13 protein-coding genes are annotated in these 13,617 nt (G+C 60.5%); 6 read left to right on the top strand and 7 right to left on the bottom strand.

Annotated features, from left to right (window positions below):
- The first annotated feature begins 17 nt into the window (after positions 1-17).
- Positions 18-254, top strand: coding sequence for a hypothetical protein (locus G6M89_RS07510; protein ID WP_165161168.1), 237 nt, complete (start codon positions 18-20; stop codon positions 252-254).
- On the opposite strand, the gene G6M89_RS07505 is transcribed toward G6M89_RS07510, so the two are convergent.
- From G6M89_RS07505 to G6M89_RS07495, 3 genes are all read right to left on the bottom strand, one after another.
- Positions 255-1,262: an A24 family peptidase C-terminal domain-containing protein gene (locus G6M89_RS07505; protein ID WP_165161167.1), complete on the bottom strand. Its 1,008-nt coding sequence runs from the start codon at positions 1,260-1,262 to the stop codon at positions 255-257.
- A gap of 130 nt (positions 1,263-1,392) precedes the next feature.
- On the bottom strand, positions 1,393-1,782 hold the full coding sequence (fer, locus tag G6M89_RS07500; RefSeq protein ID WP_165161166.1) for a ferredoxin Fer: 390 nt from the start codon (positions 1,780-1,782) through the stop codon (positions 1,393-1,395).
- A gap of 302 nt (positions 1,783-2,084) precedes the next feature.
- Entirely contained in the window at positions 2,085-3,320 is a 1,236-nt protein-coding gene (locus G6M89_RS07495) for an inorganic phosphate transporter (protein WP_165161165.1), read from the bottom strand.
- A 263-nt stretch (positions 3,321-3,583) separates the two neighbouring features.
- On the opposite strand from G6M89_RS07495, the gene G6M89_RS07490 reads away from it, so the two are divergent.
- Entirely contained in the window at positions 3,584-4,336 is a 753-nt protein-coding gene (locus tag G6M89_RS07490) for a hypothetical protein (RefSeq protein ID WP_165161164.1), read from the top strand.
- Positions 4,337-4,344: 8 nt separating this feature from the next.
- Here the strand turns inward: G6M89_RS07490 and G6M89_RS07485 are convergent, their stop codons facing one another.
- The 3 genes from G6M89_RS07485 to G6M89_RS07475 all read right to left on the bottom strand — a co-directional run bounded on the left by G6M89_RS07485 (position 4,345) and on the right by G6M89_RS07475 (position 7,970).
- Positions 4,345-4,773: a universal stress protein gene (locus tag G6M89_RS07485; RefSeq protein ID WP_165161163.1), complete on the bottom strand. Its 429-nt coding sequence runs from the start codon at positions 4,771-4,773 to the stop codon at positions 4,345-4,347.
- Positions 4,774-4,809: 36 nt separating this feature from the next.
- Positions 4,810-5,988, bottom strand: a complete 1,179-nt coding sequence (locus tag G6M89_RS07480) for an inorganic phosphate transporter (RefSeq protein WP_165161162.1) — start codon at positions 5,986-5,988, stop codon at positions 4,810-4,812.
- A gap of 131 nt (positions 5,989-6,119) precedes the next feature.
- Positions 6,120-7,970: an SLC13 family permease gene (locus tag G6M89_RS07475; protein WP_165161161.1), complete on the bottom strand. Its 1,851-nt coding sequence runs from the start codon at positions 7,968-7,970 to the stop codon at positions 6,120-6,122.
- A gap of 140 nt (positions 7,971-8,110) precedes the next feature.
- Here G6M89_RS07475 and hisA point away from each other — a divergent pair, with 140 nt between their 5' ends.
- The 4 genes from hisA to G6M89_RS07455 all read left to right on the top strand — a co-directional run bounded on the left by hisA (position 8,111) and on the right by G6M89_RS07455 (position 12,133).
- Positions 8,111-8,860, top strand: a complete 750-nt coding sequence (hisA, locus tag G6M89_RS07470) for a 1-(5-phosphoribosyl)-5-[(5-phosphoribosylamino)methylideneamino]imidazole-4-carboxamide isomerase (RefSeq protein ID WP_165161160.1) — start codon at positions 8,111-8,113, stop codon at positions 8,858-8,860.
- A gap of 71 nt (positions 8,861-8,931) precedes the next feature.
- Positions 8,932-10,167: an MFS transporter gene (locus G6M89_RS07465; RefSeq protein WP_165161316.1), complete on the top strand. Its 1,236-nt coding sequence runs from the start codon at positions 8,932-8,934 to the stop codon at positions 10,165-10,167.
- A 187-nt stretch (positions 10,168-10,354) separates the two neighbouring features.
- Positions 10,355-10,846 (top strand): plastocyanin/azurin family copper-binding protein, encoded by a 492-nt coding sequence (locus G6M89_RS07460; protein ID WP_165161159.1) that lies wholly within the window; start codon positions 10,355-10,357, stop codon positions 10,844-10,846.
- A 174-nt stretch (positions 10,847-11,020) separates the two neighbouring features.
- A complete protein-coding gene (locus G6M89_RS07455) occupies positions 11,021-12,133 on the top strand; it encodes an alanine--glyoxylate aminotransferase family protein (protein WP_165161158.1) in 1,113 nt (370 codons plus the stop codon).
- Positions 12,134-12,183: 50 nt separating this feature from the next.
- On the opposite strand, the gene G6M89_RS07450 is transcribed toward G6M89_RS07455, so the two are convergent.
- The gene (locus G6M89_RS07450; RefSeq protein WP_165161157.1) at positions 12,184-13,554 is read right to left on the bottom strand and encodes a S8 family peptidase; all 1,371 of its coding nucleotides are present in this window, start codon (positions 13,552-13,554) and stop codon (positions 12,184-12,186) included.
- Positions 13,555-13,617: the final 63 nt, after the last annotated feature.

Below are 13,617 nucleotides of genomic sequence, written 5' to 3'. Positions count from 1 at the left end.
CAGTGTGAGTCTCGAGTATGCCTCCCGCCAGCATCGTCGCCCAGTTTCGCGCCCATCCAATCGCGACCACACTCGAGGTCGGCAGCGTACTCGTCTGCATATTTCTGTTCATCGCGACGTTCGCGCTCCTCGCGAGTGGCCCGCCGGTCGGCGCGGGAACACCGTGGCTGGTAGTCATCGGAATCGGGGCCGTGTTCGTCGTCTTCTGGACGGCGCTGGTGCCGTTGTACGAGCGATTCGTCGGGTTTGACTAATTATAGCAACGCGCCGATCAGAACGTCTCCGTACACGAGCGCGATCACCAGTCCAACGAATACAGGGACGAGAAACGGCGTGCCCGGCGAAATCCAGACAGTGTCTTTTTCCACGGCGGCGTCGAGTCCCTCGCGTAGCTCCGTCGGCGTCGTTCCGTAGGCCGAGCCCTCGATATCCTCGAGAAACGCCGCTGCGCCCCACGGGTCGTCGGACGGTGCGTCAGTGTCTCCCTCACCCTCGAGCGTCTCGGCGTCGACAGTGCCACCGTCTTCGACCGGAACGTCAGCCGTTACAGCGCCATCTGTCGGCGGATTGGGCTCGTCGGGAAGTGTCTCAGGATTGCGGTAGTAGTCGGGGTTGTCCCGAACAGCAGTCAGCGTGAGGCCACGCCAGCGCAGGTACATTCGCAAGGCATCGAGGTCGAGGCCGCCTCGAGCGCCGCCGGATGGTGTGCCGAGCAGGCGGCCGTGGTGGTCCTCGAGTTGGTCCCAACTGATCGGCCAGCCGATGAACATCACCGGTGCGATGCGCCCGGCGAGGGCGTTGCGGACCGCGAGTGCGACCGGAATCGTGATCGCGACCAGAACCGCGTTGGTCAGAATCGTAAACGAGAGCGCGCCAACTGGCGTCTCCGTGAGCGGGAACGTCCACGAGCCGACCGTGTAGGCTGGAAACGTCGGAAACAACAGCGCGAGGACGAGCAACGCCTTCGCGTCTGCGCCGCCGAACCCGCCGATCCACCAGAACAGATACGCAATCGGGACGACGAATCCAAGACTCACCGCCGCTGGGATGAGAAACTCATGCGCCCAGACGAGCGAGTCGGCGTTCCAGGCGAGCCACCCCTCCCAGGCGAGCAACAGCGCGCCCAACAGTGCGAGTGGAATCCAGACCTGACTCGAGATGCGTCTGGTCTTGATATCTCGAATGGCAGCCCAGGTGAACACGGGGACGGCAACGAGTCGCAGGAGGTCCGGTCCCGTCGCCGAGACGACAGCGAGTGTCACAGTGGTCACTCTCGAGCGAGGGGGTGTTATCCTTTCGGCTCGTGTGGACGGTCGAGCCAGCGGCTATGCGATGGTGACGCCGCGAAAAATCCCCGAATGGGGTGATTGAACCGCTGGTACTGCAGTGCGTTTAAATGACGCGGTTCTGCAGGTAGTCGAGATGCTTTGCGTTGTAGACGATTTTGACCTCGTCGGTCTCAGCGGAGCCGATGCAGGTCAGGCGGACGTTTTTCTCCTCGACTTCCTCGTCGGAGAGGATTTGCTGCATGTCCATGTCGATTTCGCCTTCGACAACGATTGCAGCACAGTTTGCACACGCACCAGCACGGCACGAGAAGGGCCAGTCGTAGCCCTGTGCCTCAGCGGCCTCGAGGATGTACTCGCCCTCGTTGACATCGAGAGACCCGTAGTCTTCCTCGTCGAGGCCGGCGTCGGCGGCCTCCGAGAAGATGTCGTCGTCGTAAATGTCCCAGCCGTTGTCGTCCACTACTTCGTAGTTGAGGTATTCTACCGTGGGCATCACTTGGTGATTCACGTCCCGCACTGGTATAGCTTGCTGTTCAGTCCTAAATTGTCTTTACCGCTTAATTGAGCCGTTTGAAGAGAAGAATGTCGACAAATGTCGGAAAAATCGTTCAGAACGAGGTTCGTAAGCGACAAGTGTCCAGCAATTGTCGAAATAGATAGCGGCGGTTCACTAGTGGCGAATGTCACAGTCTAACGACCCGCAGACTGCCGAACACGGCAAAGAACTGGTTCCGACGAAAGGGCAAGTTTTTGTTTGGTGGTTGAAAATTTCCCGCTCGAGGAACAGGCCCCCAATTACAGTCCGAAGATGGGGATGAATCGGAAGGTGATGAACGCGCCGACGGTCGAGATGAGCGGGACGACGTTCTGCATGAGGATGACACGAGCGGTCGTCGACGGATCGAACAGATCCGAGGCTTTAGGGATGTCTTCGGGCTCTTCTTCGCCGATTTCTGGCGAGGGTTCGCCTTCCTCATCGGCGGTCAACGCACCGACAGACACCCGCGTCTCCTCGCCCTGCCGGGCGTCCGAAATCGTCGTTGTCCGGGTTGCGCGACCCCAGCCAAGTCCAATGATGCTCATCGTCGCGATGACGACGAAACTCGCCGGAATGCCGATCCAGGAGAGTCCGATAACGATCCCCGACGCGATGACGGCGACAACGATTGCGGCCGTCAGCGGCAGGTTCGTGATGTCGTTGCCGAGCGTATCGAGCGTTCGCCGCGCAATCGTGAAACAGCCGATTGCAACGGCAATAGAGCCAACGACGATCAGCAACAGCATGTCGGCCTCAACGCCCGCAATCGTCCCGGGGTCGCCGAGCCCGAAGACCTCGAGGATGTCGACGTCAGCGCCGTAGATCGGTGCGATGGCGTTTGCGATGTTGCTTGTTCCCGACGAGAAGGCCATCAGACAGCCGATACCGACGACGACGAACGCGCCTGTGATTTCACGGCGGGTTGCGTCGTCGCCGAACTGGAGTCGCGGCGCAACACCCGAACGGTCGACCGTGATCATCTGTCTGCCCCCGCTCGTGCCTTCGATGGCGACCCACTCGTTGATCCGGGTGTAGAAGTATCGGCCAATAATCCCACCGACCCAGAAGCCGATAATTGGTGCAACAATCCACCAGACGGCGATCTCGCCGAGTACGTCCCATGCGAGTTCGCCTGTTGCAAACCCGAGTGCGGCGATCGCACCGACGGCAGTCATCGATGTCGATGCGGGGACACCGGCGTAGTTTCCAATAAACAGCGCGGTGCCGATGAAAAAGAGAACCGCGACGTTGGCCTGCAGCGTGAATATCTCGGTCGTATGAACGAGCTCTTCGCCAAGTGTCGTGACGACGTTCGGGCCAATCGTCACCGCGCCCAGAAAGAAGAAAATAGACATCAGCGCAGCCGCCATCAGCTTGGTGATGACGTTTGCACCGACGGCTGGCCCGAATGCCGGCCCCGTCGTTGCGCCGCCGATGTTGTACCCGACGAACACAGCAACCAGTAACCCGACAAAAAGCAATACTTCAGTCACACTGTGAACTCAAGTGCGCTGATCCTAAAAAGGACCCTATTTGAATCATTAGTTGACGGTGGGCCAACGAGACACGACGTTGTCACAAGTACAGAGGCGACGGAAAACGTTTCAATTACGACTACCGTACGGTCGAACACGATGTATGTTGCGTGGGCGGATGTCCTTCGATGGCGAGGCGAGCGAACCGAACAGCACCGACAGACTCGAGCGGAATCCACCCTCGAAGGTGTGCGAGCACAACTGGCGGGTGACAGCGACCGATGCTGAATCCGGTCCGTGTCGATGCGGCAGTTGATATCGCGTATGGGGCGTTGATTGCGCTCTCAATCGTTTTAATCGTCGTGCTCGACACCACAAACGCTGGACTCGCGTTCGGGATTGGGGTCTTTATTTCGTACGTGATCCACGTCGTCTGGAAGATGGCACGGTTCGATCCGAACTGGATGACACAGGCAGTCGAGGAGACAGTCGGTGAAACCGTCGAAAAGCAAGTCGACGACGTCCAGGCGAAAGTCGAGGAAACAGTTGAGACTGCCGTTGGCGAAACCGTCGAGAAACAGGTTGGTGAAGTCCAGACACAGGTCGAAGATGTTGTCGAGGAATCCGTCGGCGAGGCAGTCGACAAGTCCGTCGAAGAGACAGTAAACGAAACTGTCGAGGAAACCGTGAGCGAAACCGTCGAAGAATCTGTCGGCGAAGCAGTCGATAAATCCGTCGAGGAAACAGTCAGCGAAACCGTCGAAGAGACAGTGAACGAAACTGTTGAGGAAACGGTCAGTGAAACTGTCGAAGAAACCGTCAGCGAAACCGTCGAGGAAACAGTCAGCGAAACGGTTGAAGAAACGGTGAACGAAACCGTCGAGGAAACAGTCAGTGAAACTGTTGAAGAAACCGTTGGAAAACAGGTCGGCGAAGTGCAGGCGCAACTCGACGCTGGCGACGACCACCAACAGCCACGCGAAGAAGATGCTGAAGAGGTTGACGAATCCGTTGAGGAGGAGTCAGAGTCCTAACGGCTGCCCTATCTAACTATCGTCACCGGAACTGGAGCCCGTTTTGAGACCGTCTCTGCGACGTTCCCAACGAGAAAGCGATGTGTCGCACGGCTCCAGTCTTCGCCGTGACTCCCAAGAATAATCGCATCGTAATCATCAGCACGGTCGATAATGTTCCGTGCCGGATGCCCGATACCGACAACCGTCTCGAGGTCTCGGTTCCGTTCCTCGGTGCATTCACGCGCGCGATCGAACACCGCTTGTGCACGGTCTGTTGCAGCCGCATCGAGATCGTCCTCGAGTGTCAATCCGACTGCTTCACCCATCATCATCGAGGGGACGCCAACGACGTGCAAGACGGTGATTTCGGCGTCTGGGTGATTCTCGAGGGCGTACTCGAGGGCGTGTTCGGCGTGGTCGGAGTCGTCCATCGGGACGAGAACGCGTGAGGTCATAAGGAGTGCTACGACAGCCAGCCCCAAAGTTCCACCTTAGGCGAACCCGGGGAATGCGGTGAAGAAGCCGTAGGCGAGAATCGTCGACATCGAGGGACCAATGACCCACATCGAGACGTACTTGATGATCGCGCGCGGGTTGAACAGATCCTCGCCGCGGAGGACGTCTTCGGCTTCGGGTTCACCAATCTGTGGGGCGGTCTCGCCGACTTTCTCCTCAGCGACGATTGCACCGAGTTCTATCTCCGATGGCTCGGGATCGCGAGAAACTGCTTCGCGAACGGTGATGGGGCGGGTTGCTCGGCCCCAACCGATGCCGACGATGGTCATCACGGTCGCCATCACGAGGCTGATCGGAATGCCCGCCCACGAAAGCAGTGTGGTGATCGTCGAGGCGGTCACCATGACGAACAGCGCCGCGAGCAGCGGAATGTCGCTCAGTTCCCCGCCGACGGAGTCCATCGTTCGTCGGGCAATGGTAAAGCCACCGAGACTGATCGCGAGTGTCGCAATGATAATCGCCGTATCGTCTGGCAGGCCGTCAGCGGTCCCCACAAGCGGGGCCGCAGCGTTCGGGACGTTGCTCGCACCAGCACTGAACGCCATGTAACAACCAATCGCGAGGACGGCAACCGTCGTCGCGAGTTCCGTTTGGGTCGTGTTCGGACCGAGAGTCGGTCGTGGAACGGTAGCATCACGCTCGAGTGCCAGTAACGGCCCCTCGGATTTTGTGATCGTCACTCGGTTGTTGACCCACGGGTAGATGTACCGCCCGATCAACACGCCAATCCAGAGGCCGATGATTGGTGTGACGATCCACCAGGTAATGATGCCGGCAATGGTCTCGTAGTTCAGCGTGTCAGTCGCCAGCCCGAGACCAGCGATTGCGCCGACTGTGGTCATCGACGTCGGGACGGGAACACCGAAGATGTTGGCGATGAGCATCCCCAGGCCGATGAAAAAGAGGACGGCGACGCCTGCCGCCAGCGTGAGTTCGACATCGATGAGTCCCTCGCTGAGCGTATCCATCACGTTCCGGCCGACGGTCATCCCACCGAGGAAGACGAACACCGTCATCACGGCCGCAGCTGTCGTCTTCGAAACGATTCCAGCCCCGACCGACGGTCCCCACGTAATCCCCGTCGAGGAGCCACCGATGTTGAACCCGACGAAAATCGAGGCGACAACACCAACCAACAGCACGGTTTCGACCATCGATCACACATACACGAATACCGATAAAATAAGTACTGGACGCACTCTCCGAGTGCTGTCCGTTGATTTCACCGACCTGACTCGAGTCGGCGAGTTGTCGATCAGTTGAGGGCGCAGTGTCTCGAGTCAACTCAAATCCCCCAGAAGTAAGCGATGCCGAGGACGGTGACAACCGAGAGAATCAGTTGCAACGGCGCGCCAATCCGGAAGTAGTCGCTAAAGCGGTAGCCACCGGGACCGTAGACGAACAGGTTCGTCTGGTAGCCAATCGGCCCCAGAAATGCCGTGCTGGCGGCGAACGTGACGGCCATCACGAACGCGAACGGATTCGACCCAATCGCTGCCGCTGACGCCGCTGCGACGGGAACGAGCAAGACGACGCTCGCATTGTTGCTGATCATCTCCGTGATGAGCCCCGTGACGATATAAAACAGCCACAGTACGACCAACGTTGGGAGAAAGCCGGCCGTCGAGACGACCAACCAAGCGAGATAGGCCGCCCCGCCGGATTGCTCGAGTGCAATCCCAAGCGGAATCACACCCGCGAGCAAGAAGATGATGTCCCACTCGACCGCGTCGTACAGCTCGTTCGGCTTGAGCACGCCTGTGACGACCATTGCAACGACGCCCGCCAGCGCCGAAATCAGGATCGGGTAGAGTTCGAGCGCAGCGACTGCGACGACACCGAGCATGATCGCGAGCGCAATCGGTGCCTTATCCGCGCGATACTCCGGCTGAGGCGGTTCGCGAGCGACGATCACGTCATCGCGTCTCGAGAGGCGATCCAGGGTTTCGGGTGGCGCTTGAACGAGCAGCGTATCGCCGACCTCGAGACGCTTGCCGACGAGGCGGTCGGCGACGAGTTCGCCGCGCTGACGCAGGCCAAGAACAGCCGCGTTGAACTCCTCGCGGAACCGTTCCGGATTCAGTCGCTCGCCGACGAGTCGGGAATCGAGCGAGACGACCAGTTCGGTGATGATCCCCTCGTTGCCCGACTCGAGGTCGGCATCCGAACGCGGGTCGCCGACGAGTTCGACGCCGGTCACGTCCTCGAGCATAGTGATCGCGTCGCGATCAGTGCGAACAACCAGCGTATCGCCCTCCTGAAGCGGCGTCTCACGGCGCGGTGCGATAGAGCGGTCGCCAGCCCGAACGATCTGGACGATGTCGATGTCGGTCCCAAACGCTGCCGTTGCCTCGCTGACTGAACCGCCAGCGAGCGGTGAGCCTGGCACGACCGCGACTTCGACAATGTAGTCGCCAACGTCGTACGTCTCGAGGTAGTCCGCACGCGGGGGCACGCGCTCGGGGAGGAGGTAGTGGCCGACGAAGATCAGGTACAGCGCGCCGACGATGACGACGATCGCACCCAGTTGGGTGAACTCGAACATCGAGAAACGATGGAGTTCGGCGTACTCCTCGCCGAGGCGGGCGCTAATGTCGCTCGCAAGGATGTTCGTCGAGGTGCCGATAAGCGTGAGCATACCGCCGACCTGTGAGGCATACGACAGCGGAATCAGCAGTTTCGATGGCGACGTATTCCCTCGATTCGCGACGTCGGTGACGACCGGCACGAGCAGGGCGACGACCGGCGTATTGTTGAGAAACCCAGAGACAGGGCTCGTCGCGACGATCGTCGCAAGCAGTTGCTTTTGAATGTTGTCACCCGCGAAAGCCGCCATTCGCCGGCCAAGCTCCTGTACGACGCCTGTCCGCGCAACGCCGCCGCTCAGGATCAACATTGCGAGCACAGTAATCGTCGCATCGTTTGCAAACCCCGAAATGCCGGTCGACGGGTCGATACCCGTCCATGGCTCTAAGAGAACCAGTACAACGATCAACAAAATCGCAGTCACGTCGATTGGCAGCCGCTCAGTGAGAAAAAGCACGAGCGCGAGGGCGACGACACCGAAGACGACGAGGATGTCCGTCGTCAGATCGGGCTGGGCTGCTGTCTGTGCAATCGACGCGAGAATCGCCATACGACGAGCCACATCGACCAAACATGTAACAATTCTGTACGGAAAGTAAACTGTCTTGAGGCGATGGTAGTGCGATACGAGGGCCGAGAAACAAACACGAAATCGTCGCCTTTACTCGAGTTGGTCGCGCCCACACGCGTATGAACCAAACTGAAGAGGCCAGCGAGTTCGCCGAGTTCGAGGTTATTCCAGCGGTCGACATTCAAGATGGCGAGGTCGTCCAGCTCGTTCAGGGCGAACGCGGCACAGAGACAACCTACGGCGAGCCAGTCGAGGCCGCCGAACGATGGATCGACGCCGGTGCGGAGTCACTTCACCTGGTCGACTTAGACGGCGCGTTCGACGGCGAGCGCGCAAACAGCGACGCACTCGAGAGCGTCCTCGAGGCCGTCGACGTGCCAACCCAGCTTGGCGGTGGCATCCGAACCGTCGATGACGCGGCGGCGCTGCTCGAGCGCGGACTCGACCGTGTCATTCTCGGCACGGCAGCAGTCGAAGAGCCCGACATCGTCGGCGAGATCAGCGCGGAGTACCCTGACAGCGTCGTCGTCAGTCTCGACGCGAAAGACGGCGAGGTCGTCGTCGAGGGCTGGACCGAAGGTGCAGGTATCTCGCCAGTCGAAGCCGCAGAACGGTACGAGGACCTCGGAGCCGCAGCGATTCTCTTTACGAACGTCGACGTCGAAGGCCAACTCGAGGGTGTCGCCACCGAGCCAGTTCGCGAACTCGTCGAGGCGACTGATATTCCGGTGATCGCAAGCGGCGGCGTCGCCACGCTCGAGGACGTCCGGGCGCTCGAGTCAACGGGTGCGGCCGCAGTCGTCGTCGGCAGCGCACTGTATGAAGGGAACTTCACGCTCGCAGAAGCACAGGCCGCTGTCTCGGAGTAAGGCGGCCGAGAGACGCCCACTGGTGAGTCGAAGTCGGGCGCTTGATAGGACTCCGACCCGTAGTGGCCGACGTGCACTCGAGTGACCGCGATCGACTGGTCCTCGCAGCGGTCGTCTTCGCCGTCCTGTTCTCGCAGTTGTTGCTCTATCCCGGCATCGCGACGTTAGTCGAAACGCTCGGTGCCGATGCGACCGCCTCGCCGTTCGCCCAGACAGCCCTCGATGCGAGCATGTGGTTTCTCGTGAGCGAATTCGCCGCCTATGTCGCGTTCGTCGGCGTCTGGGGGATGCTAAGCGATGTGACCGGACGCCGAACGCCGTTCATTGTCGTCAGCGCACTCGCCGGTGCGGCCAGCTACGCGGCACTTGCACTCATCCCGACCATCGGTTCGATTTCGTTCGAAGGCGTCCTCCTGTTGCGCGTTCTGCAGGGCGCGATGACCATCGGCGCGCTCTCGCTGACGATGACGATGCTGATGGATCTCGAGGGTGGCCACGGCCGTAACATGGGCGCGGCCGGCATTGCAATCGGACTCGGCGCTGCGATGGGTGCGCCAATTGGCGGCCAACTCACCGAAGTCGACCCGCTCGCGCCGCTTGCCGTCGCCAGCGGTTTGCTCGTCGTCGTCGGCGTGCTGGTGTCGTTCGTTCCGGATCGCACGCCGACACAAACCCGGACTGCACGCGCGCTCCTCGAGGGGATTAGCCGTCGACCCACGCTGTCGATTCCGTACGCCTTCGGCTTCGTTGACCGGATGACGGCGGGCTTTTTTGCGCTCGTCGGCACACTGTACTTTCAGGAAACGTTCGCCATTGGTGCCGGAACGACCGGACTCCTACTGGCGTGCTTTTTCGCACCCTTTGCCTTGCTGCAGTATCCGATGGGGACGCTCTCAGATCGCATCGGCCGCACGGCACCGATTGTTATCGGCTCGATCTGTTACGGTGTCGGCATCTTACTCGTCGGCGCTGCACCCACCGTTTCAACCGCCGCTGTCGCGATGATTACCATCGGCATCCTCGGCGCACTCGTCTCACCGACGACGATGGCACTCGTGACCGACCTCGCCGACGAGAGCGAACGCGGCCTGGCGATGGCTGGCTTCAACCTCGCCGGGAACCTCGGCTTCCTCGGTGGCTTTCTCATCGGCGGCACCGTCGCCAGCAGCTACGGGTACGACCTCGCCTTCCTCACCGTAGGCGGCCTCGAGATTGCAATCGCGCTCGTCGCCGTCCCGACTTTCCTGCGACTCTCGCTCGAGGAAGACGGGCTATTCGGACGAGACAGACGCGAATCTGCTGACTAACGGGAGAAGACCGGCCATTGAGCACGAATTGCGTAGTACACTCTCCAGTGAGTGTGCGATGGCGTCTCGTTCACGACAAAATATACGGATTCCCAAAAACCGCGAGCATAATTGTGGCATGTGAACGCATGTCTGTGAAGGAATGGAGGGTGTTAATTTTTATGTACTCAGCCCTAACTCACAGCTGATGACACGAGACAAATCGGTCTCTCGCCGAACCGCTATGAAGCTCACCGGTGCGGCTGCTGCGACGGCACTTGTCGCTGGCTGTAGCGATGACGACGACGGCAACGGAAACGGAAACGGCAATGGAAACGGGAACGGCGAGGATGACGGTGACGAGGCCGAAGCAATCGAGCCTGGCACCGAAATCGAATTCGACGGCCAGACGCCTGGATGGGTCGGCATCGCCCCCGACTCCATTGACGGCGACGAAAACCCAACGCTCGTCCTCGAAGAGGGCGAAACCTACGAAATCGGCTGGACCGAAGGCGACGGTGCCGACCACAACATCGAGATTCGAGACGACGGCGGCGACGTTGTCGACGACCTCCAGACTGACGAAGTCAGTGACCCAGACGACGACCAATGGCTCGAGTTCGAAGCCAGCTCCGACATGGCCGAGTACGTCTGTGACCCACACGAGACGACGATGGTCGGTTCGATCGACGTTCAGTAAATTCGACGAAACCTTCGCAGTTCTTTTTGCAGCACCAGCGTGTGAGAGAGCAATCCTAGTCCGAACTGGACAGGGCCAGAGTCACAAACAGTAACACATCGATATCTCGATTTCGGAAGGGCATCAAAAGTACCATACTGGTTGGCGCTCCAGTACACCGTATCAGGTGATTTCGTGACGCAAAAACGCGAGTATACCGGCGACTATCCCGACAAGACGCTGTACATTCCGGGGCCAACCGAAGTGCGCGAAGACGTCATCGAGGCCATGTGCGAGCCGATGTTCGGCCACCGAATGGACCGCATGACCGACCTCTATACGACTATCGTCGAGGACACCAAGGAGTTCCTCGGCACTGACAACGACGTCATCATCCTCACAGGGTCGGGAACCGAGTTCTGGGAGGCCTCGACGCTCAACCTCGTCGACGAGAACATCCTCGTGCCGACCTGTGGCAGCTTCAGCGAGCGCCACGCCAACGTCGCCGAGCGACTCGGGAAAAACGTTGATCGCCTCGAGTACGACTGGGGCCAGGCAATCAAACCCGAAGACATCCGCGACACGCTCGAGGAGAGCGACACGCACTACGACGTAGTTGCGACCGTCATGAACGAGTCCTCGACTGGCGTTCGCAACCCAATCGAGGAAATCGGTGACGTCATCGCCGAGTATCCGGACACGTACTTCGTCGTGGACGCCGTCTCCGCGCTGGGCGGTGACGCCGTCGATATCGACGAGCACAACATCGACGTGCTGTTCGCCTCGAGCCAGAAGGCGTTCGCGATGCCGCCAGGGCTTGCCATCTGTACGGTCAGTGAGGACGCCTACGAGCGCGAACTCGAGAAAGACTCGGCATCGTGGTACGGCGGCTTCCAGCGCACCATCGACTACTACGACCGGAAGGGCCAGACTCACTCGACGCCCGCCATCCCGATCATGCTCGCCTACCGCACGCAGATGAAACACATGCTTGAGGAGGGCCACGCTTCCCGCGACGAGCGCCACCGCGAGATGGCCGAGTACACCCAGGAATGGGCTCACAAGCACTTCGATATGTTCCCCGAGGAAGGCTACGAGTCCCAGACCGTCTCCTGTATCGAGAACACGCAAGGCATCGACGTCGCCGACACAATCGAAACCGTCAGCGAGGAGTACGACTTCGTCTTCTCGAACGGCTACGGCTCCCAACTCGGCGAGACAACGTTCCGCATCGGCCATATGGGCGAACACGACCTCGAGTCGATCAAGGCCCTGACCGATGCCATCGAAGACGTCGCGGGACTGTAGGCTGCGTTCGAGACAAACTCGTTTTCAGGTCGATTCTGTCGGTGGATTTCTCACGTGAACAGCCCGCGAATCCACTCGAGAAGGCCCGTAATCGCGTCCGAAACCCACTCGAGTGCCGAGCCAAGCCGACCGCTCTCAGTGAGGTCGCTTCCCTCTCTCCCATCCTCGAGCGAGTTGTCGCCGTCCGTCTCGCCCTCGAGTGCTGCGCGGGCGTCGACAAGGCCGTGACCTTCCTCGCAGGTCTCGAGGACTGGCTCCGCCGTTTCGGTAAGCCGTTCTCTCACGGCCTCGTTCGGCCCGGGACCGTCCGCATCCTGTTGTCCCCAGACCAGTGCCGCGACGCCGGTGACGAACGGACAGGCCATGCTCGTCCCGCTGGCTTCGGCGTACTCGTTGTCGACGACGCTCGAGACGATGTCCGTGCCGGGGGCCAGCAGGTCGATGGCCTCACCGACGCTGCTGTAGGATGCCAGCGTCTCATCTTCGTCCATCGCCGCGACTGCGAGAACCTTCTCGTGGGTTGCCGGATAGGACATCGTCTCCTCGCTGCAGGCACCGTTTTCGGCGTTCCCGGCGTTTCCGGCCGCGGTGAGCAGCAGATGGCCTGCGTCGTGTGCAGCTTCGACTGCGTCGTCGACTGCTCGGCTCTCTTCCTCACCGCCGAGGCTCATCGAGATAATCTCGACGTCGTTCGACATGCACCAGTCGATGCCCGCGATCAACTCGCTGTATCGGCCCCGGCCCTCGTCGTCGAGCACCTTCACGGCGTGGAGGGCCGCGTTCGGTGCCGTTCCGACCACGCCGAGGTCGTTCTCGAGCGCGCCCGCAATCCCGGCGACATGGGTGCCGTGGCCGTGGCGATCCTCGTAGTCGCCAGCCAGTCCGTCAGCCGTGAAATTCTGCCCGTCAGCGACCTCGAGACTACAGTGATCGGTTTGAATTCCCGTATCGAGAACGCCGATATCGACGTCCGCACCGTCCGCGTCGACCTCATCGGCTCCGATTCGCTCGAGGCCCCACGACGCCTGTTGGTCGGGATGGGTTGAACAGTCCGACCGATCCGGCGGCAACAGGAACTCGAGCAGGTTGGGCGACCAGTCGTCGGGAATGCCCGTTTCCTCGTCGTCTTCGACGTGGGCGATGCCCGAGGCACCAATAAGGTCATCCAAGCGGCTTTCCGGAACCTCCGCTGCAATGAACTCGAAGTGTTCGAACTCGAGGAGTGTCGTCCCGCCGAGTTGCTCAATAACGTCGATCAGCCCCCCAAGCAGTCCGTTGTCCGGGTGGACCAGCACGCGTTGCGTGTCGTCCCCAGACGGTGGTGTCGACGCGGCTGCCGGCGTCGACGCCGTGTTCCCGAGCACGCCGATGGAAACGCCGGCTCCGACACCCTGCAGGAGCTGGCGTCGACTAAGAGTCATGCCGGCTGGAAAGTCAAGGAAAGGAATAAGCTTTCTGTACGACGGTGCTGGACGTGTCTGCGT

It is taken from the genome of Natronolimnobius sp. AArcel1, from assembly GCF_011043775.1.
Taxonomy (GTDB): domain Archaea; phylum Halobacteriota; class Halobacteria; order Halobacteriales; family Natrialbaceae; genus Natronolimnobius.
Note: the sequence above shows the minus strand (reverse complement) of the source record. Positions and strands in the feature narration are given on the sequence as shown.

Excerpts from the sequence above, each read along its gene's own strand:
- G6M89_RS07475 (WP_165161161.1), bottom strand. The coding sequence starts at position 7,970 with ATGGCGATTCTCGCGTCGATTGCACAGACAGCAGCCCAGCCCGATCTG.
- G6M89_RS07480 (WP_165161162.1), bottom strand. The coding sequence starts at position 5,988 with ATGGTCGAAACCGTGCTGTTGGTTGGTGTTGTCGCCTCGATTTTCGTC.
- hisA (WP_165161160.1), top strand. The coding sequence starts at position 8,111 with ATGAACCAAACTGAAGAGGCCAGCGAGTTCGCCGAGTTCGAGGTTATT.
- G6M89_RS07450 (WP_165161157.1), bottom strand. The coding sequence starts at position 13,554 with ATGACTCTTAGTCGACGCCAGCTCCTGCAGGGTGTCGGAGCCGGCGTT.
- G6M89_RS07460 (WP_165161159.1), top strand. The coding sequence starts at position 10,355 with ATGACACGAGACAAATCGGTCTCTCGCCGAACCGCTATGAAGCTCACC.
- G6M89_RS07485 (WP_165161163.1), bottom strand. The coding sequence starts at position 4,773 with ATGACCTCACGCGTTCTCGTCCCGATGGACGACTCCGACCACGCCGAA.
- fer (WP_165161166.1), bottom strand. The coding sequence starts at position 1,782 with ATGCCCACGGTAGAATACCTCAACTACGAAGTAGTGGACGACAACGGC.
- G6M89_RS07490 (WP_165161164.1), top strand. The coding sequence starts at position 3,584 with ATGCTGAATCCGGTCCGTGTCGATGCGGCAGTTGATATCGCGTATGGG.
- G6M89_RS07510 (WP_165161168.1), top strand. The coding sequence starts at position 18 with ATGCCTCCCGCCAGCATCGTCGCCCAGTTTCGCGCCCATCCAATCGCG.